The following is a 20,143-nucleotide window of genomic DNA, read 5'->3' as shown; positions in this document are numbered from 1 at the left end:
TAAAAATACATTTATTAATTATACCAGGGAGGAGCCCCAGTTAGATGGATACAGGACATATACGCAATTTTTCTATAATCGCTCACATCGACCATGGCAAGTCCACCCTTGCAGACCGATTGTTGGAGTATACAGGCGCTCTCTCTGCCCGGGAAATGGAAGACCAAGTGTTAGACCAGATGGAACTTGAGCGCGAGCGTGGCATTACAATCAAAGCGCAGGCTGTCAGATTGTCATATACAGCAAAAGATGGCGAAAGTTACATGCTTAACCTTATTGATACTCCGGGACACGTTGACTTTACGTATGAGGTTTCACGCAGTTTGGCGGCATGCGAGGGAGCGCTATTAGTCGTTGATGCCGCGCAAGGTATTGAAGCTCAAACACTGGCCAATGTTTATCTAGCCCTTGAGCATGACCTTGAAATTGTTCCGGTAATTAATAAAATTGATTTACCTAGTGCTGAGCCGGAAAGGGTTAAACATGAAATCGAGGAAGTTATTGGTCTTGATACCTCGGATGCTGTTCTATCTAGCGCAAAAACCGGTATTGGCATCGAAGAAATCTTGGAAGCCATTGTAAAAAAAGTTCCACCACCAAAAGGAAACATGGATGAACCTTTAAGTGCGCTAATTTTTGATTCTCATTTTGATTCGTACAAGGGCGTTATTGCCTATGTACGGGTAATGAATGGCTGTATTAAGCCAGGGATGAAAATTAAAATGATGGCAACTAATAAAATTTTTGATGTAACAGAAGTAGGGGTATTCAAGCCATATCTGGCCAATATTGACCAATTAGGCCCTGGACAGGTAGGTTTTGTTGCCGCAAGCATTAAAAACGTAAAAGACACCAGAGTAGGCGACACAATTACTTCCGCAGACCGGCCAGTTAAAGAGCCGCTTCCCGGTTATAGGAAAATTACCCCGATGGTATACTGCGGCCTTTATCCGGTTGACAGTTCCGACTACGAGAATCTGCGTGACGCATTGGAAAAATTGCAGCTTAATGACGCATCTTTGGTGTTTGAGCCTGAGACTTCGATTGCTCTAGGTTTTGGCTTTCGTTGCGGATTCCTGGGACTCTTGCATATGGATGTTATTCAGGAACGCCTGGAACGAGAGTACAACTTAACGTTGATTACCACTGCGCCAAGTGTAATTTATCGTGTATTCAGAACAGATGGTGAGGTTATTGAGATTGAGAATCCGTCAAAACTCCCCACTACTCAAGAAATTGAATACATTGAAGAGCCATATGTAAGAGCTACTGTCATGGTTCCTAATGATTTTGTAGGCGCTGTTATGGAACTATCGCAAGATAAACGCGGTGAATTTAAGGATATGAAGTATGTAGATACAAACAGAGTCATGTTGACATATCATTTGCCGCTGAGCGAGATTATTTTCGATTATTTTGACAAGCTAAAATCATCGACCCGCGGTTATGCTTCGCTTGACTACGAATTATCTGGCTACCAAACTTCAGCTCTCGTTAAATTAGATATATTACTAAATGGCGATCCGGTTGACGCTCTTAGTGTCATTGTTCATAAAGACCGGGCAACACAACGGGGGCGGCTGCTTGCAGAAAAATTGAAAGGTATTATCCCTAAACAAATGTTCGAAATTCCTATTCAGGCTGCCGTTGGGAACAAGGTAATTGCTAGAGAAACCGTGCGCGCTATGCGTAAGGACGTACTTGCTAAATGCTACGGCGGCGATATTACCCGTAAACGTAAACTGCTCGAAAAGCAAAAAGAAGGCAAGAAGCGTATGAAACAAGTTGGCAGCGTCGAAGTTCCTCAAGAAGCCTTTATGGCAATATTGAAGATGGATTAGCGGTAGGGATAGTATGAGTAAGCTTGGCCTATATGTTCATATTCCCTTTTGCAAACAAAAATGTTTGTATTGCGATTTTTCTTCTTATACGGGTCTGGAACATCTGTTTGTGGCCTATACTACCGCCTTGTGTCAGCAGATTGCTGAACAAGGCGGTATGTTATGTAAGCCTGTAGTTGACACAGTTTATATTGGCGGCGGAACACCAAGCCTGTTGCCTGCTGAATCAATGGAACAGATACTAAGAAGTCTTTATAGTAGTTTTACCATTGAGGACAAAGCCGAAATCAGCATGGAAGCCAACCCTGGTACAGTGACGCTAACGCAGTTGGCACGCTTGAAAACTGCAGGTATAAACAGAGTAAGCTTTGGAGTCCAGTCTTTTAATAATGAGTTACTTAGACGTTTGGGGCGGATTCATACCCTGTATGACAGTATGACTGCTTTGGAATATGCTCAAGCTGTTGGGTTTAATACTATTAGTATTGATTTAATGTATGGATTGCCGGGACAGACCTTGTCAGGCTTTGCCGCAGATCTTAAACAGGCGGCAGCATTACCTATCCAGCATATTTCGGTGTATGGACTTAAGTTGGAAGAAGAAACTCCGCTAGCCTTGGCCTACGAACGGGGCGAGCTTGAGCTGCCTGACGAAACAGAAGAAGAAGCAATGTATGATTTAATGACAAGCTTTTTACCTGCACAAGGTTTATTCAGGTATGAAATATCCAATTTTGCTTTTACCGGCAGGGAATGCCGGCATAATCTGAAATATTGGCGTTATCAACCATATTTGGGACTTGGCTGTGCCGCGCACTCATTCTCCCATGGGCAGCGCATAAGTTCAACGGCTAGCGTCCAAGAATATATAAGTGCTATAGCGGGAGGCCGTTCGCCAATTGTTATGCGTGATATCCTGACTCCAGGTCAGTCGATGGCTGAATATATTTTTTTAGCACTGCGAACTACCCGGGGAATGGTTGTGTGTGATTTTAGCCAGCAATTTGAAACTGATTTTTTTGAGCATTTTGGCATTACTTGCGAAAAACTTGAAAACCAAAGCTTGATAGCAACAGATAAAAAGCAAGTATGGCTGACTGAAAAAGGTATGAAGTTTGGTAATATTGTATTTAGAAGTTTTTTACCAGATTAACTCCAGCAGATGAGCCTTTACTATCTTGACATTACACCCAATGAGTGGTATTTTTTTAGTAGGTGTTAGCACTCGACTGGTATGAGTGCTAACAACAAGGAGGTGGAGTCGATATGGATGAAAGAAAGCAACAAATCTTACAAGCCATTATTGATGATTATATATCTACCGCCGAACCGGTCGGCTCGCGAACAATTGCCCGTAAGTATAATTTAGGTATAAGTCCTGCCACCATCCGTAATGAAATGGCCGATTTAGAACTTTTGGGTTATCTTGAACAACCGCATACTTCAGCGGGTAGAATTCCATCGGTTAAAGGCTATCGATTTTATGTTGACTGTTTACTGGCACCTCCGCAAATTTCTGAAAGAGATATACAAATAATTGATAATTGGTATCAAACCAAAGCGCGCAGAATTGACGAAGTTTTTCAGGAAACCGCAAAAATTCTTTCACGAATGACACGGAATGTTTCAATGGTGCTGGCACCACAAGTGTCCCAATGCATGTTTAAATACCTGCAGTTTCTGCCGCTTGACGAGCGCCGGTCGATTGTTGTTATTGTTACAGATACCGGCCTTTTAGAAAATAAAATAATCGAAATCCCCGAGGGGCTTAGTCACGATGACTTAGGCCGCGTAGCTGCTGCGATAAATTCCCGTTTAGGGGGATTGGCAGTTGAGCGGATAACAACACCCATGCTCCAGGATATTCAAAATGACATTTTACCTGATCCACAATTATATGAACGGGCTGTTAGTCTGCTCAAACATGTTCTTGCTACTGAGAAAAATGAAAAAATTTATCTTGGCGGTACAACACAAATGCTGAATCAACCAGAATTCCGGGATGTTGATAAAGTCCAGGGACTACTATCCATGCTGGAAGAAGACCGGCTTTTATGCGACATTCTTCACATGGCTAATAGTGATGGTGTTGTTGTTACAATAGGTCAAGAAAATAAATATACTGGTATTCATGACTGCAGTGTTGTTCAGGCAACATACCGTATTGATGGTCAGGTAGTAGGAACTGTTGCTGTGCTCGGCCCTACACGGATGGAATATGGCAAAACGATGTCTGTTCTTAAATTTATGCAACGCCATTTAGGTGAAATCCTGAATAAGTATAAAGTTTTATAGGTGGGAGGAAATCCATGAATTTGAAGCAAGCAGGCAGTGGCGCTGATGTTGATGAAAGACTGGCGGCTCTGTTAACTAACGCTAATGCAGTGCGGGCAATTACTGCTGCTGTTGAAGGTACGATAGGTCCAAAAGGTCTTGATACAATGTTGGTGGACCGTTTTGGCGAAGTAATTATTACTAATGACGGTGTTACAATTTTAGACAAAATGGATGTCAACCATCCGGCTGCCAAAATGTTAATTAATACGGCCAAGGCTCAGCAGGCAGAGGTGGGAGATGGTACAACCACTACCACGATTATGGCTGGCAGCCTAGTATCAGAGGGTGTAAATCAAGTTATGCGCGGTGTCCCTGTTGCCCGCGTTATAGAAGGCATTAAATACGGTGTTGCCAAGGTTCTTGACAGTGTAAAAGAACGTGCTCGCACTATTACTGAGATTGATGATCCCATACTTCGCAGTATTGCTATGATTGCGGGGCGTGAACATGAGGATATCGCCGATTTAGTTGTAGAGGCAGCTAAACTCATTGGTGTAGAAAAACTAAATGAGTATAATTTTAGACTGTCTGAAATTATTACTGCGGAAGCGGGCGCTAGTAATGAAGTATTTATGGGTGTAATTGTTGATCAAGAACGCATGACCCAGGAAATGCCTGATGAAATACTTAATGCTAAACTTCTGCTTATTGACGATGCCCTTGAACCTGAAGAAATTGAAGATGAGGCATTAAGCACAGAAGCCGGATTTAAACGGTATATTGATCTTCAAGATGAGTTTAAGAAGAATGTTCAAAAAATTGTAGACCTTGGCATTAACATTGTTATGGTTGACCGTGGCGTACATAGTGCTGCAGAAGAAATCCTTACAGACGCTAATATCATGGTTATAGAACGCGTATCTTCCAAAGATCTACGCCGGGTAGCAGACCATACCGGTGCACGAATGATTAAACGCACCGGACTGAAAAAAGAATTGGCTGATATTGAAAAATACTTGGGTGCCGCCGAAAAAGTTTATCAGGATGAAAAACTCGAGCAAGTACGCGTTATCGGCGGTAATGGTAAGCCGATGGCAACAATTCTTGTCGGTGCTGCCACCGAAGAAGTGGTAGGGGAGCGTGAACGCATCGCTAAAGATGCAGCATCCAGCGTACAGGCGGCTGTAAAAGGAGGTTACGTACCCGGAGGCGGTTCGATTGAAATCGCCATGACGCGTGAAGTAGGCAAATACCGGGAAAATCTAAAAGGAATGGCTGCTTACGGTCTTGATTGCGTTTCGCACGCTTTGAAGCAACCGTTATCGCAAATTGTAGAAAATGCAGGTTTTAATCCACTGGAAAAAGTAGAAGATGTAATTACTGCCCAAGCAGCGCAAAACCTTGATTCACTTGGTGTTGATTGTGATAGTGGCGAAGTAATTGACCTGTTGGAACGTGGGGTTATTGATCCTGTTCCGGTAAAACTGCATGCCATTAAGGCGGCCGGCGAGGTAGCTGTAGCTATTTTGCGTATTGATACAATTATAAAGAAAAAAGAAGAAGGCGCTAATGCCCAGAAGGCGGGCGGTTCAGAAAGTGGAATGCCTGACTTTTAATATAGCGGAGGTGGAGTAAGTGGCAGAAAAAGAACAAACTGAGGCAGTTCAGGAAAATTTAAATGCCGAAACTGTAAATGATAGTAATCCTGAAGTATGCTTTAGTCCGGATGAGGTAAATCAATTTATAACCGCATTAAACGAAAAAAGCCAGTTGCTTGATGAAATGAGTGACAGGTATAAGCGGCTGCAAGCCGATTTTGATAACTTCCGGCGGCGTACCAGACAAGAGAAAGAAGAATTATCAAATATAGTGGCTGAACGAATTATATGTGAATTGTTACCTGTTGTTGATAATTTTGAAAGGGCAACTGCCACTACTGCGACAGATGTCGAGACTTTGGCTACTGGGGTGCAAATGATATTCCGCCAACTTAATAACGCGCTTTCTCAATTAGGAGTAGAGTCAATAAATGCTGTTGGGAATATCTTTGATCCTACCCAGCATGAAGCCGTTATGCGAGTGGAAGATGCCAATCAACCTGAAGGTATGATTATCGAAGAATTGCAAAAAGGTTACAAAGTTAATGGACGGGTAGTTCGTCCAAGTATGGTAAAAGTAGTAGGCAATTAATAAGGTTATATAAGGAGGAAATTAACGATGGCAAAAGTAATTGGTATTGACCTTGGCACAACAAATTCCTGTGTATCTGTAATGGAAGGCGGGGAGCCTGTTGTTATTCCGAATCCAGAAGGCAGTCGAATTACCCCTTCGGTAGTAGGTTTTTCGAAAAATGGTGAGCGCTTAATCGGACAAATTGCAAAACGTCAAGCAGTATCTAATCCTGATGGTACCGTTAGCTCGATTAAACGGCACATGGGAACAAACTATAAAGTGAACATTGAAGGAAAAGACTATACTCCACAAGAAATTTCCGCTATGATTCTGCAGAAGCTTAAAGCCGATGCCGAAGCTTATTTGGGAGAATCCGTAAACCAAGCAGTAATTACTGTTCCTGCATACTTTTCAGACAGTCAGCGCCAAGCAACCAAAGACGCCGGCGCAATAGCCGGTCTGGAAGTACTAAGAATTATCAACGAGCCTACAGCTGCCGCTTTGGCTTATGGTATGGATAAAGGCGATGACCACACCATCCTGGTATTTGATTTAGGTGGCGGTACCTTTGACGTTTCTATTCTTGAATTAGGTGACGGCGTATTTGAAGTTAAAGCAACCAGCGGTAACAACCGTCTTGGCGGCGATGACTTCGACGAGCGTGTTATGAATTGGTTAGTAGCTGAGTTCAAAAAAGAGCAAGGCATTGATTTATCTGGCGACCGTATGGCGATGCAACGTTTGAAAGAGGCTGCTGAAAAAGCAAAAATCGAACTTTCCGGAGTGCTTACCACTAATATAAATCTGCCGTTCATTACTGCTGACCAAACTGGTCCTAAACACTTAGACCTTAATTTGTCCCGTGCTAAATTTGATGAATTAACTGCGGATCTTGTAGAAGCCACTATGGGACCAACCCGTCAGGCTTTAAGTGATGCAGGACTTACAGCCAAAGAAATTCATAAAGTTATTCTTGTTGGCGGTTCAACCCGTATTCCGGCTGTACAAGAAGCAATTAAAAAGTCCTTAGGCAAAGAACCGCACAAAGGAGTTAATCCTGACGAATGCGTAGCAGTTGGGGCAGCTATCCAAGCTGGTGTACTTGTTGGTGAAGTTAAAGATGTATTGCTGCTTGACGTTACTCCTCTCTCCTTGGGTATTGAGACCTTAGGTGGCGTATTTACCAAAATTATCGACCGCAATACTACTATTCCGACCTCTAAGAGCCAAACTTTCTCGACTGCTGCTGATAACCAACCTTCTGTTGACATTCATGTACTGCAAGGCGAACGTGAAATGGCATCCTATAACAAAACTTTAGGACGCTTTGAATTATCAGGAATTCCTCCTGCTCCCCGGGGTGTACCGCGCATTGAAGTAACTTTTGACATTGATGCCAACGGTATTGTCCATGTATCGGCTAAAGATCTAGGTACAGGCAAAGAGCAAAAGATTACCATTACTTCCTCCGGCGGTCTTGATAAATCCGAAGTCGAAAGAATGGTTAAAGAAGCTGAATCACATGCAGCTGAAGATAAAAAACGCAAAGAAGAAGTAGAAGTCCGCAACAATGCTGACTCACTAGTATACAATGCAGAGAAAACCATTAAAGAGTTTGGTGATAAAGCTGACAAAGCACTGGTAGAAAAAGTGCAGCAAGCAGCGGATAAGCTGAAAGAAACATTAAAAGGCAGTGACCTTGAAGCTATTAAAGCTGATACGGAAGCACTCACCAAACCTCTTTATGAATTATCTTCCGCAATGTATCAGGCCAATGCCCAAGCGGAAGGTGCTCAGCCTGGTAATGAACAAACTTCGCAGGGAGCTCCCCATGACGATAAAGTAGTTGACGCTGAATACAAAGTGGTGGATGAAGACAAGAAATAATTTTTTTGGGATGGTGTGAAGTGAGTAAGCGAGACTATTATGAAGTGCTGGGCGTACCTAAAACAGCGACTGAAGACGATTTAAAAAAGGCATACCGCAAATTGGCCCGCAAGTACCATCCTGATGTTAATCGTGATAACCCTAAAGAAGCCGAAGAAAAGTTTAAAGAAGTAAATGAAGCTTATGAAATACTATCCAATGCTGAGCGCCGGGCGCAGTATGACCAATTTGGTCATGCTGCGTTCGATGGCGCTAACGGTGCTGGTGGTTTTGGCGGGTTCAGTGGTGGTGCCGGCGGGTTTTCGGATATATTTGACATGTTTTTTGGTCAAGCTGGGTTTGGATTTGGCGGCAGCCGCCAAGCTGGTCCTGAGCGGGGTGCCGATTTACGTTATGATATGGAGATTAGCTTTGAGGAAGCTGCTTTTGGCTTAGAAACAGAAATTCAAATACCGCGTACAGAAGATTGTAGTGTCTGCCAGGGGTCTGGCGCTGCACCGGGAACACATCCGGAAACTTGTCCTGAATGTCGCGGCACAGGTCAAATTCAGGTAACCCAAAATACTCCGTTTGGCCGTATGGTCAATGTAAAACCTTGTGGTCACTGCCATGGGGAAGGAAAAATTGTCAAAACACCTTGTAAAGAATGCCATGGACGAGGTAAAGTCCGTGTTAATCGCAAAATTAAAATTAAAATTCCCGCTGGTGTTGACAATGGTTCCAGACTACGAGTGGCACATGAGGGGGAAGCCGGACAGCGTGGTGGTCCTCCTGGGGATTTATATGTTTATCTTTTTGTAAAACAGCATAAACTGTTTACGCGTGAAGGCAACGATGTTGTTTGTGAAGTACCAATTAATTTTGTGCAAGCTACCTTGGGTGATGAAATTGAAGTTCCCACCCTTGATGGCAAGGTTAAACTTAAAATTCCTGAGGGCACACAGACAGGCACAGTATTTCGCATTAAGGATAAAGGAATACCCCATTTACGCGGTCACGGTCGCGGCGACCAACATGTGCGCGTAAAACTAGTAACGCCGAAAAAATTAACAGACCGCCAAAAAGAGCTTTTACAGGAATTTGCTAAAGCCGGTGGCGCTGATCCTACATCTGAAGAAAAAGGTTTTTTTAAGAAGTTTAAAGGCGTTTTTAATGTTATGTAATAATTTTTATAGATAATTGAAGTTTAAGGGGCGATGGCGCATGAAATGGGCTGAAATCAGCATTCAAACTTCCCATGAAGCTACAGAGGCAGTGGCTAATATTTTTCATGACTTGGGTGCAAGCGGGGTAGTTATAGAAGACCCTGAATTGGTGAATGCTTATAGGCGCTCAGGTAGCTGGGATTACTGCGACATCCCCGAGGAATTGGAAACGGAAGTTGTAACAATCAAGGCATATCTGCCTGTCGATGACCAATTGGATGACAAACTTCGTATTTTTGAGGAACGTGTCAACCGGTTGCATGAACATAATCTGGATAAAGGACGAGGTTGTATAAATTGCCGGGAAGTTCAGGAAGAAGATTGGGCTTCTTCCTGGAAAGAATATTTTCATCCCGTGCGGGTTAGTGAGCATATTGTTATAAAGCCGTCATGGGAAGAATATCTACCTGTAGAAGGTGATATTGTTATTGAACTGGATCCCGGTATGGCTTTTGGAACAGGTACTCATCATACAACTTCTATGTGCATTCGCTGCTTAGAAGATACCATAAAAACTGGAAATATAGTTTTTGATGTTGGTACAGGTTCCGGCATATTAGCGGTATCTGCAGCAAAACTTGGTGCTACTCAGGTACATGCTATTGATCTTGACCCAGTAGCCGTGCGGGTAGCCAAAGAAAATATTGCTTTTAACAATGTTGAAGCAGTTGTCGGGGTTACCCAAGGTGATCTTTTGACAGGGGTAGAGGGAAAAGCTGATGTAATAGTCGCAAATATTATTGCTGATATCATTATAAAAATGCTTCCCGATGTCCGGATGCGCCTGGTGGATAACGGTACATTTATTGCCAGTGGTATTATCGCTGAGCGACTGAGTGATGTTACCGAGGCTCTTATTGAAAACGGCTTTGTTGTTGACAAAGCTATTGAAGAAGGCGGCTGGGTAGCCATTGTGGCTGGCAGCGGCAGCCGTTAAGGAGGCGCATATATGCGCCGTTTCTTTATTGATACGCCGATTAGCCAAACTATGAGGATTACTGGGATTGATGCCAGGCATATTGTTTCCGTGCTTAGACTAACTATTGGCAATACAATAATGGTATCTGGTCAGGACGGACAGGCTTGCAAAGCTGAGATCACGCAGGCAAGTCCGGAAATTGTGGAACTCAAATTACTTGAAGTTATAGAAGATAAGACAGAATCACCGATTGCAGTTTGGCTGGCACAAGGGTTGGCTAAAGGCGAAAAAATGGACTTTATAGTACAAAAAGCTGTGGAGCTTGGGGTGCACGGTATAATTCCTGTTATCACAGAACATTGTGTTGTGCGTTACGATTCTGCCAAACAGGCAGATAAAGTAACCCGCTGGCAAAAGATAGCCCGTGAAGCTGCTAAGCAATGCGGTAGAAGCCAAATTCCCCAAGTATATCCCATAGTTCATTTAGCCGATGTATTATTGAATAACGATCTCACTAATGCTAATAAAATAATGCTGTATGAGGGGGAAGCTTCCAAAGGGTTAAAGCAGGAGCTTGCTCAGTCTAGTTTCCAAGCATATGTGCTTTTTATTGGTCCAGAAGGCGGCTTTAGCAGTGCCGAAGTTGAGTTATGCCAACGACATGGTGTTAACATTGTTACTATGGGGCCAAGGATTATGCGTACTGAAACAGCCTCCTTGGCAGCTTTAACTTCTGTTATGTATGAGTGCGGCGATTTGGGGGGCTAACGATGCGGCAAGTAGCTTTTACAACATTGGGCTGTAAGGTAAACCAGTTTGAAACCGAGGTAATGGAGGGTCTATTCAAGGCTCAAGGTTACAAGGTTGTTAATTTTGACGAACAAGCCGACGTTTACGTTGTTAATACTTGCTCGGTTACTAATTTAGGTGAAAAAAAGTCACGCCAGCTCATTCGAAGGGCTAATAGGCTTAACCCTCAGGCTATTATTGCCGTCGCTGGTTGCTACTCCCAAGTTTCGCCCGAACAAGTGGCTAAAATAGCGGGAGTTGATGTTATTGTTGGAACACAAGATAGAGCACGAGTTGTGGAACTGGTAGAAAAGGCGGCCGCAAACAATAAAACGGTCCAAGTGAATGCAGTTACCGATATCATGCAAGCCAAAGAATTTGAGGATATACCGCTCTTTTCCATACCTGGGCGAACGCGAGCCTTTCTAAAAATTCAAGAAGGTTGTACAAACTTCTGTACCTATTGCATTATTCCTTACGCTCGCGGTCCTTTACGTTCCCGACCGCTCGCCAGCATTGCCGCGGAAACTGAAAAATTGGTAACAGCGGGTTTTAGTGAAATTGTTCTCACCGGTATACATTTAGGCGCCTTTGGACGTGATTTATCCAACGATGATAAGGATATTACCTTAGTTTCCGCTATAGAAACAGTACTAAAAGCTGGCGGCACAAAACTTAAGCGTCTTAGACTCGGTTCACTTGAATCAGTTGAAGTCTCGGAACGATTGATCCACTTAATGCAGACAGACATCCGGTTTTGTCAGCACTTGCATTTGCCCTTGCAGTCTGGTGATGATAGTGTTCTAAAAGCCATGAATCGGCATTATACGACTGCCCAATACCGGGAACTTATTAACAGCATTAAAACGAACGTGCCTAATATCGCTATCACAACAGATGTTATTGTTGGGTTTCCCGGAGAGACTGAGGATATGTTTGAAAATACACTGGCGTTCATTAAAACAATGGATTTTGCTAAAATTCACGTATTTCCTTACTCGCGTAGGACTGGTACGCCGGCCGCTAAGTTTCCTGAGCAGATATCTGAATCAGAAAAAAAGCACCGTGTGCAAATTTTACAGCAGTTAGCTGATAAGCAAACTGAAAATTATCAGCAGTTATTTATAGGGCAAAATCTAGAAGTTTTATTTGAGTCTAGTGAAGCTAAAGGTATGATTTCAGGTTTAACTGCTAATTATGTTCGAGTTTATGCAACCGGGTCCCAGGAAAACGTAGGACAAATTCGTAATGTTAAACTTGAACACCCCTATCAAGAAGGGTTATGGGGTCAAATAATTGAATAATTTTCTTCTTTAGCATAATTTCGGCAGGAATTTGCCCAGTTAGGCAGAATAAATTAGAGAGCAAGTGTGTATTACTATCTACTGCGGAGGGATTGCCCATGCAGCAAGACTGTATATTTTGTAAGATTGCGAATAAAACCATTCCGGTAAATGCCGTATATGAAGATGAACAGATTATTGCTTTTCCTGATATAAATCCGGCTGCGCCTGTACATCTGCTGCTTATACCGAAAAAGCATATTGCTAATATTCTAGAAGCATCGTCAGAAGATGCCGCTTTGTTAGAACATATTATGACGACAATACCTAAAATTGCTGCAATTGCCGGTCTAGCCGAAGATGGATTTCGTACAGTCATAAATACAAAAGATAATGGTGGACAAACCGTATACCATCTCCACTTTCACATTTTAGGTGGTCGTTTTATGACTTGGCCTCCAGGTTAATATTGACAGCATTTACGTGTTTAGTGTATAATAATTGGGTGTATGTTATTCAAGTACACTTCCTCGTAATGGTTCTAGTGGAGGGAGGGAGATCAGATGTCTGAAGTAAAAGTAGGCAAAAATGAAACGCTTGACAGCGCACTCCGTCGGTTCAAGCGCACCTGCCAAAAAGCTGGGGTTCTTGCGGAAGTTAGAAAACGCGAGCATTATGAGAAACCCAGCGTAAAGCGCAAGAAAAAATCCGAAGCAGCGCGTAAACGTAAGTTTAACTAGTTTCGGAGGTATCAAACTCATGTCTATAAAAGACAGATTAACAGATGATATGAAGCAGGCTATGAAAGATAAAGAGGCTGGCAAATTACGGCTTTCTGTTATTCGCATGGTTCGTGCCAATATCAAGTATGTTGAAATCGACAAAAAGAGAGAACTTTCTGAAGAAGAAGTTCTGGATGTATTGGCTAAAGAAGTCAAAATGCGCCGGGATTCGATGGAAGAGTTTAAAAAAGGAAATCGTCCTGATTTAGTGGAGACCCTTGAACAAGAAATCGACATTCTGATGCAATACCTTCCTCAACAATTAAATGAGCAAGAAGTGCGTATACTTGTAGCTGAAGCTGTTAAAGAGGTGCAAGCTATTAACGCCAAGGATATGGGCAAGGTTATGGCTGTATTGATGCCAAAAGTTAAAGGACGTGCTGACGGCAAGCTCGTAAACAACACTGTGCGCGAGTTCTTAAATCAGTAGAACAGATTTAAATCCGGCGTTTATAACGCCGGATTTTTAGTCTTATTGGCAATTAAAAGAAAAAAAGACAAGCAATTAGCTTGTCTTTTGGTTAGTTAGTGAAGCATATAGTATTAAAATATTTACTGAAACTAATTAAAAATGATAGTGTAATGTAATTTTTAGTTATTATTTCGAAATACTACAATGATTATAAAAAAAGTACCGAAAAGTTTGCTGTAAGTGAAGCGTAATTAAACTATATCGTTGCTGCAAATAGTATTGAAAGCTTCACAACTATACTAAGACAATAACATACACCATTCGACAAGTCAATACAATATAAAGATGTAAAAATTTTCAAACTTTCGACAAGCCATATTCTCTGCCAAACAGGAATGATGGAATTTGTTGCCGAATAAACTAATAAGAGATTCTAAAAATTAAGTATCGTTTTTGAGGTGAGTAGATGCAGCATAAAATTTTTCATAAAAAATTATTCATTTCAATGATGCTCTTGTGTACCATATTGATTTTGGACAAGCCGGTATATGCCGAAGCCGGCCCGATTATCAGCATAGCTATAAAAGGGGAAATAAATGGTGGTCAGGCCGCTCTTGTTCATAAAGCTATGAACGATGCACGCAGCAAGCAGGCGCAGGCTGTATTAGTTGAGATTGATACTTTTGGCGGGCTGGTAGATGCAGCTGTTAGTATTCGCGATATGATTATTAACTCGCCTGTTCCAACAATCTGCTATATTAAAAACCGTGCATGGTCAGCCGGTGCGCTTATAGCTATATCTCATAAACATATTGCTATAGCGCCGGGAGGGAGCATAGGTGCGGCTGAACCTATCCCGACTACAGAGAAAACGGTAGCTGCCTTAAAAGCCGAGTTCGCAGCTACAGCCAATCAAACAGGTCGAAATCCGCAGGTAGCGGAATCCATGGTAGATAAATCGCTTGGATTCCCTGGCTATGCTGAACCAGGCCAGATTCTGGCGCTTACCGATTATCAGGCCACTCAAGTTGGGTATGCTGATATTGTCGCACCAGACCGTGAAACTGTATTAGCTCATTTTGGCTTATCAGGAAATACTGTGATAGAATATACACCAGGATGGCAGGAAAAAATGGCAGGCTGGTTGTCTGACTCCACTGTTAAATCATTTTTAATGTCGATAATCTTTTTGGCAGTATTAACTGAAATAAAAACAGCTGGCTTAGGGGTTGCTGCTTTTATTGGCTTAGTAGCAGCGCTACTGTTCTTTGGCAGTCAATGGATAACGGGTATTGCCGGCTGGCTAGAAATTATTTTATTTTTAGGCGGTATTCTACTTATTTTGTTTGAACTTTATACACCAGGAGTGGGTATCTTCGGAATAAGTGGAATTATAGCTATCTTTGGCAGCTTATTTTTGTCCTTAGGAGCCAATGCAGCTGCTGTGAATATGCTGGCAATCAGTTTGATGATTGCGATTATTCTTTTCCTGGCAATTGCTAAAAGCTTGCCTTCAAGCAAGCTTTGGTCTCGGTTGATTTTAAAAGACGTCGAAACCAAAAACGCCGGGTTTAGCAGTAGCCAAGATTACAGCTCATATCTGGGGAAGACAGGAATAACACCAACTGGACTCAGGCCTGCTGGGGCTATGATTATTGATGGCGTGCAACTTGATGTAGTATCAGAAGGGCAATTCGTTGCACCTAAAGAATTAGTTAAGGTGGTGAGCATAACCGGAAACCGTATTGTTGTACGACCTGTAAATTCTAATAATATATAGGAGGTAGTATTGTGTCAGCTTTAATTGGTAGTGCTTTTTTTATCATTCTTGTAATTGTAGGAATCAGTATATTCCTTCATTTTGTTCCTATTGGTTTGTGGATTTCAGCTTTGGCAGCAGGAGTTAATGTCGGAATCTTTACGCTTGTTGGTATGAGACTCAGACGAGTTCCCCCCAGCCAAATTGTGCTTCCTTTAATTAAAGCCAACAAAGCCGGCCTTGATGTCAACGTTAATCAACTGGAAGCTCACTTTTTGGCAGGTGGTGACGTCGATAAAGTAATCGATGCCCTAATTGCCGCCCATCGTGCCGAAATTCCGTTGCCATTTGAACGTTCAGCTGCTATTGATTTGGCTGGCCGGAATGTTCTTGAAGCCGTACAGATGAGTGTTAATCCAAAAGTCATCGAAACGCCGTTTGTTTCTGCAGTAGCAAAAAACGGTATTGAGCTGAAAGTCAAAGCCCGGGTTACTGTAAGAGCAAATATTGATCGTCTGGTTGGCGGCGCCGGCGAAGCTACAATTTTAGCCCGTGTCGGCGAAGGTATTGTTACAACAGTAGGCTCAACTGATGATCACAAAGAAGTTCTAGCTAATCCGGATTATATTTCGCGTACGGTATTAACCAAAGGTTTGGACTCAGGTACTGCCTTTGAGATTTTATCCATTGATATTGCGGACGTTGATGTAGGCCGCAATATCGGCGCTGAATTGATGACAGACCAAGCTGAGGCTGAAAAACGAATAGCGCAGGCTAAAGCGGAAGAGCGCCGGGCTATGGCTGTTGCCCAAGAACAAGAGATGCGGGCTTTTACGCAAGAAATGCAGGCTAAAGTAGTAGAGGCTCAAGCTGACGTACCTAAAGCCCTTGCCGTTGCTCTCAAAGAGGGGAAAATTGGGGTTATGGATTATTACAATATGAACAATGTATTAGCAGATACTCAAATGCGCGAAACTATTGCTAAAACTGGACCGGTAGAAAATAATCCAAAATCTGATGATTCTAAGAAATAGGTCGGTGTGCTATGGATATATTAATACCATTGCTAATCCTGTTCATAATGTATGTTATACCTGAGCTGTTAAAACGACGTAAGCAACCAAAAGAATATAAATATCCGGATATTCCGGATAAAGTTACTCAACCGGCTGAAATGAAACCCAAACACGTAGAGATTAAGAAAAAACCACAATTAGATTATGACTTGCCAAAAAATGCAGCAATTCATCAGAAACCCACTGTCGCAATGCCGGTTCAGGTAGTTGTGCCTCATAGTGTCGAAGCAGAGTCACCTTGGCAAGGTAAACTATCCCCTCAGATAGTGCAAAATGGATTAATTTTTGCAGAAATACTTCAGCCCCCTCGTGCTTATCGGCCTATTTGGCGGTCACGAAAATAAATATAGTAATTGAAGAATTTAGTGTAAAACAGGGAAAAATAATCCCTGTTTTATTTTTTTATGATCTACGCACACTAAAAGGGATAACAAATAATTTAAAAAGGGGGCAAAACATATGTCAGATTATAAGGGCCGCCTTACTTATGCAAAAGGGACCTATATGGAATTTGTCGTTGCTCCTAACCAGGACGTAGATTTTGGTGATATCTTAGTAGTTGAGGGTAAAAACGATGATAAGTTCTATATTCGTGCTTACGATTTTAAGATTAAATCCCGTTGGTCAGGAATGAATGGTGTCAGTTACCTGATGAGTAAACTTGACGAGAATGGTCAAGTAGCCAATCAAGAAGAACTTGATTTTTATTTGGGTGGTAATCACACTGTAAAAATTGGAATTGCTGAACAGCTTTGTTATGCTGATGCCCAAGGGCAGCTATTTAATCCTAAAACCTGTCCTGATTTCTTTTGCGAAGTGCGTGGGCTGACAGAAGGCGATACAGCTTTACTGAATGAAATGAAAGGCGATTTAGAAATTGGTTATTTAAAAAGTGGTAGAGAAGTATTAAAGTTACCTGTAGGCATTTTTGGCTCAAAAGCGATCACTGAACATATAGGCATTTTTGGAACAACTGGTTCAGGAAAAAGTAATTTGGTAAAAGTGCTTTCCAGTTCTATTATCGACAGTGAAAATTATGGCTTACTGATATTTGATGTTCATAATGAATATTACCGGGATTTATCTATGCATCCAGAGGTTAATCAAAGACTAGTCGTATATAATACCAGCCCTGAAGCGGAACGGGAAACTGTGCGTAAACTTGCACTTAACTATAATGAGGTCGATCCGGAAGATATTACTGCTTGTGCTACTTTTAGTGAACCCCAGCTTGACGCTATTTATAAATTGTCATCAGTTTGGCAAGATCGTTGGATGGATTATATTCTTAAGTATGATACGGAAGATATAATTGAAGAAATTGCCGGTTGTACTGGGCAAAAGTTCCAATCAAGAACGATTAGTAAAATAAAAAGTATCTGTTGGAATCTAGAACAGGAGCTTAATATTAGTGATGAAGTAAAAAGCTATGATGGAGTTACCGCAATTAGCCAAATGCTTAACGATTTAGAACAGGGAAAGGTTGTTCTTGTTGAGTTGAAAAATATTTCAACTATTGGCGAACAGGCTTTATCAACCTTATTATCAAAAAAAATGCTGCTGCATTATGCCAATAAAACAGAAGCTGAGCGTGCGCAAACTAAGCCTGTACTAATTGTATTGGAAGAAGCACATCGCTTTTTGGGTAAAAAAGAGCAAAGTTCACAAAATGTCTTTGCTCGTCTGGTCAGCGAAGCCCGGAAATTTAATATAGGTTTGTGTGTCGTAGATCAACAGCCTAGATTATTAGCTGATAAAGTATTATCGCAACTAAATACCCTGTTCATATTAGGGTTGGCCTCGAAGGCTGACAGAGGAAAATTGGAATCTATGTGCCGGAAGGATATTCTGCAGCAGCGTAATGAAATTAAAAATCTTGATTGCGGCGAAATGATCGTAGCTACTAACTATATGCGATTTGCTGCTCCAGTAAAGGTTCATAAATTTGATGAATATTTAATGCGGAGCCATAATACAATTACTGAGCCCCTGAGCTCGACAATTGTGCAGCCATCGCTGGCAATATGAAATAAGGACTAGGATTCAGGTAGATTTTAACTTCATCTAAGTCCTAGTCGAACTAATTGGAACTTAGCTACTCGCTTATATCCGTAGGGATATAACTCCCACTTTAAAGATAAGAGTCATAGAGTGACTTAACCGTTGTATAAATTAATTTATACTAAAGTCCCCCCTTATCATGTACTAATAAGCCTATTAATTGGCATACATTTGTATATGAGGGGGGATTTGTCATGTTACGCCGTAAAGGGAACTTACACTCTCTGGCAGGTCTTTTAGAAATACCACAAGATATAGTGCTAGATTTACCTAGAATAACCATGCTTGGCAACAAACAGCTTTTAGTGGAAAATCACAAAGGGATTATTGAATATACCCCTTCATTAGTTCGCATAAAATTAACCCAGGGAGAACTATTTATACATGGTGAAAATTTATCTCTAGGAAACTTGCAGGCAGAACAAATTCTTGTGGAAGGCGTTGTGCAGGAGGTTAAATATGATATTTAATCCTAATTACCTGCGCGGTGCCGTCAAAATACGCGTTATCGGTACAATGCCCGAACGATTTATAAATCTCTGTATAACAGAGCAAATATTATTATGGGGCATCAACAAAAAGGGAGAAGATCTGATTGTATGGATAGGGCTAAATGACTTTTTTAAAATCCGCCCTTTGGTAAGGTGCAGCCGGACAAAAGTAAAAGTGTTAGCGTATCGTGGACTGCCTTTTGTTATAAAGCGTATGAAATATAGGAAAGTTCTAGTGGCTGGTGTTGTACTATTTATTATTTCGCTTAATGTACTTTCCTCATATGTTTGGTTTGTAGAAGTAAAAGGCTTGAAAAATGTACCTGAAACAGGAATACGATATGTGGCTGAACAACATGGACTAAAACTTGGGTCAGTTAAAGATGGTCTTGATGTTAAAGCAATAGAGCGTGAAATATTGCTTACTGTTCCTGAAGTAGCATGGGTTGGCATTAATTTTACTGGGACAAGAGCTGTTATTGAAATAGTAGAAAAAACAATGCCCAAGCAAGAAACCAAAGCTCCAGCTCATATCGTCGCTTCAAAAGATGGGGTAATTACCGAAATAATTGCGTTGGCAGGTCAACCAGCGGTAAAAAACGGTGACACTGTAAAGAAAGGAGATTTACTAATAAAAGGATTTGCTCCGCAACCTGCGCCAGTTATTGAAGAAGGTCAGCCACCAATAATAAATGTTCCCCAGGAACTTATTCGTGCAAAGGGAATAATTAAAGCGCATGTATGGTATGAAAGTTATGCGGAAGCCGAACTTAAACAGCTTGCTGTAAATCGAACAGGTAATCGCCAAGTTGGTGTTGCTATTAAATTGGCGGGCAAAGAAGTGTCTTTTAATACAACCTCGGTTAGGCCATTTCAGGAGTTTGAAACTGAGATTATACATAAACAACTGCCTGTGTGGAGGAATAGTGACTTAATTGTCGAATCAACTATTACTGTGTATCATGAAATCAATTCGACATGGGCTGAAAAATCGTTTGAGCAAGCTAGAGAGCAGGCATATACAAAAGCTATTCAATTAGTACAAAACGCTATTCCCGAAGCAGCTCTAATATTAACTCGCAATTACGAAGTGCTAAGAACGCCCGAAGAGAATATCGTTAGAGTAAAAGTCAATGTGGAAACAATTGAGGATATTGGGCAAACTATAAATATTTCCCAGTGAAAATTA

At 41.6% G+C, this 20,143-nt stretch carries 19 protein-coding genes; all 19 read left to right on the top strand.

Going from position 1 to position 20,143, the window contains the following annotated elements; all coding sequences use genetic code 11:
- Positions 1–44 precede the first annotated feature (44 nt).
- Positions 45–1,841 (top strand): translation elongation factor 4, encoded by a 1,797-nt coding sequence (lepA, locus tag SRRS_RS13875; RefSeq protein ID WP_371361363.1) that lies wholly within the window; start codon positions 45–47, stop codon positions 1,839–1,841.
- 13 nt (positions 1,842–1,854) lie between these two features.
- Positions 1,855–2,994, top strand: coding sequence for a radical SAM family heme chaperone HemW (hemW, locus tag SRRS_RS13870; protein WP_371361361.1), 1,140 nt, complete (start codon positions 1,855–1,857; stop codon positions 2,992–2,994).
- 113 nt (positions 2,995–3,107) lie between these two features.
- Positions 3,108–4,136 carry a heat-inducible transcriptional repressor HrcA gene (hrcA, locus tag SRRS_RS13865; protein WP_371361360.1) on the top strand — a complete coding sequence of 343 codons (1,029 nt, stop codon included), beginning with the start codon at positions 3,108–3,110 and terminating at the stop codon, positions 4,134–4,136.
- A 14-nt stretch (positions 4,137–4,150) separates the two neighbouring features.
- Positions 4,151–5,734 (top strand): TCP-1/cpn60 chaperonin family protein, encoded by a 1,584-nt coding sequence (locus tag SRRS_RS13860; RefSeq protein ID WP_371361358.1) that lies wholly within the window; start codon positions 4,151–4,153, stop codon positions 5,732–5,734.
- A gap of 19 nt (positions 5,735–5,753) precedes the next feature.
- The gene (gene grpE / locus SRRS_RS13855) at positions 5,754–6,308 is read left to right on the top strand and encodes a nucleotide exchange factor GrpE (RefSeq protein ID WP_371361356.1); all 555 of its coding nucleotides are present in this window, start codon (positions 5,754–5,756) and stop codon (positions 6,306–6,308) included.
- 27 nt (positions 6,309–6,335) lie between these two features.
- Positions 6,336–8,177: a molecular chaperone DnaK gene (dnaK, locus tag SRRS_RS13850; protein ID WP_371361355.1), complete on the top strand. Its 1,842-nt coding sequence runs from the start codon at positions 6,336–6,338 to the stop codon at positions 8,175–8,177.
- A 20-nt stretch (positions 8,178–8,197) separates the two neighbouring features.
- A complete protein-coding gene (dnaJ, locus tag SRRS_RS13845) occupies positions 8,198–9,340 on the top strand; it encodes a molecular chaperone DnaJ (protein WP_371361354.1) in 1,143 nt (380 codons plus the stop codon).
- A gap of 40 nt (positions 9,341–9,380) precedes the next feature.
- Positions 9,381–10,319 carry a 50S ribosomal protein L11 methyltransferase gene (gene prmA, locus SRRS_RS13840; RefSeq protein WP_371361352.1) on the top strand — a complete coding sequence of 313 codons (939 nt, stop codon included), beginning with the start codon at positions 9,381–9,383 and terminating at the stop codon, positions 10,317–10,319.
- Between the two features lie 12 nt (positions 10,320–10,331).
- The gene (locus SRRS_RS13835) at positions 10,332–11,069 is read left to right on the top strand and encodes a 16S rRNA (uracil(1498)-N(3))-methyltransferase (RefSeq protein WP_371361350.1); all 738 of its coding nucleotides are present in this window, start codon (positions 10,332–10,334) and stop codon (positions 11,067–11,069) included.
- A gap of 2 nt (positions 11,070–11,071) precedes the next feature.
- A complete protein-coding gene (gene mtaB / locus SRRS_RS13830) occupies positions 11,072–12,394 on the top strand; it encodes a tRNA (N(6)-L-threonylcarbamoyladenosine(37)-C(2))-methylthiotransferase MtaB (RefSeq protein WP_371361348.1) in 1,323 nt (440 codons plus the stop codon).
- 98 nt (positions 12,395–12,492) lie between these two features.
- Complete coding sequence (locus SRRS_RS13825; RefSeq protein WP_371361347.1) at positions 12,493–12,840, top strand: histidine triad nucleotide-binding protein; 348 nt, start codon at positions 12,493–12,495, stop codon at positions 12,838–12,840.
- Positions 12,841–12,936: 96 nt separating this feature from the next.
- Positions 12,937–13,113 (top strand): 30S ribosomal protein S21, encoded by a 177-nt coding sequence (gene rpsU / locus SRRS_RS13820; protein ID WP_021167731.1) that lies wholly within the window; start codon positions 12,937–12,939, stop codon positions 13,111–13,113.
- Between the two features lie 19 nt (positions 13,114–13,132).
- Positions 13,133–13,585, top strand: coding sequence for a GatB/YqeY domain-containing protein (locus tag SRRS_RS13815; protein ID WP_371361345.1), 453 nt, complete (start codon positions 13,133–13,135; stop codon positions 13,583–13,585).
- A gap of 448 nt (positions 13,586–14,033) precedes the next feature.
- Positions 14,034–15,347 (top strand): nodulation protein NfeD, encoded by a 1,314-nt coding sequence (locus SRRS_RS13810; RefSeq protein WP_371361344.1) that lies wholly within the window; start codon positions 14,034–14,036, stop codon positions 15,345–15,347.
- Between the two features lie 11 nt (positions 15,348–15,358).
- Positions 15,359–16,360, top strand: a complete 1,002-nt coding sequence (gene floA, locus SRRS_RS13805; protein ID WP_371361343.1) for a flotillin-like protein FloA — start codon at positions 15,359–15,361, stop codon at positions 16,358–16,360.
- A gap of 11 nt (positions 16,361–16,371) precedes the next feature.
- Positions 16,372–16,746, top strand: a complete 375-nt coding sequence (locus SRRS_RS13800) for a hypothetical protein (RefSeq protein WP_371361341.1) — start codon at positions 16,372–16,374, stop codon at positions 16,744–16,746.
- A 115-nt stretch (positions 16,747–16,861) separates the two neighbouring features.
- Positions 16,862–18,430, top strand: a complete 1,569-nt coding sequence (locus SRRS_RS13795; protein WP_371361339.1) for an ATP-binding protein — start codon at positions 16,862–16,864, stop codon at positions 18,428–18,430.
- A 227-nt stretch (positions 18,431–18,657) separates the two neighbouring features.
- The gene (gene yqfC, locus SRRS_RS13790) at positions 18,658–18,933 is read left to right on the top strand and encodes a sporulation protein YqfC (RefSeq protein ID WP_371361337.1); all 276 of its coding nucleotides are present in this window, start codon (positions 18,658–18,660) and stop codon (positions 18,931–18,933) included.
- On the top strand, positions 18,923–20,137 hold the full coding sequence (gene yqfD, locus SRRS_RS13785) for a sporulation protein YqfD (protein ID WP_371361336.1): 1,215 nt from the start codon (positions 18,923–18,925) through the stop codon (positions 20,135–20,137). The genes yqfC and yqfD overlap by 11 nt, the downstream gene beginning before the upstream one ends.
- Positions 20,138–20,143: the final 6 nt, after the last annotated feature.

The sequence above is a fragment of the Sporomusa rhizae genome, assembly GCF_041428845.1.
Taxonomy (GTDB): domain Bacteria; phylum Bacillota; class Negativicutes; order Sporomusales; family Sporomusaceae; genus Sporomusa; species Sporomusa rhizae.
Note: the sequence above shows the minus strand (reverse complement) of the source record. Positions and strands in the feature narration are given on the sequence as shown.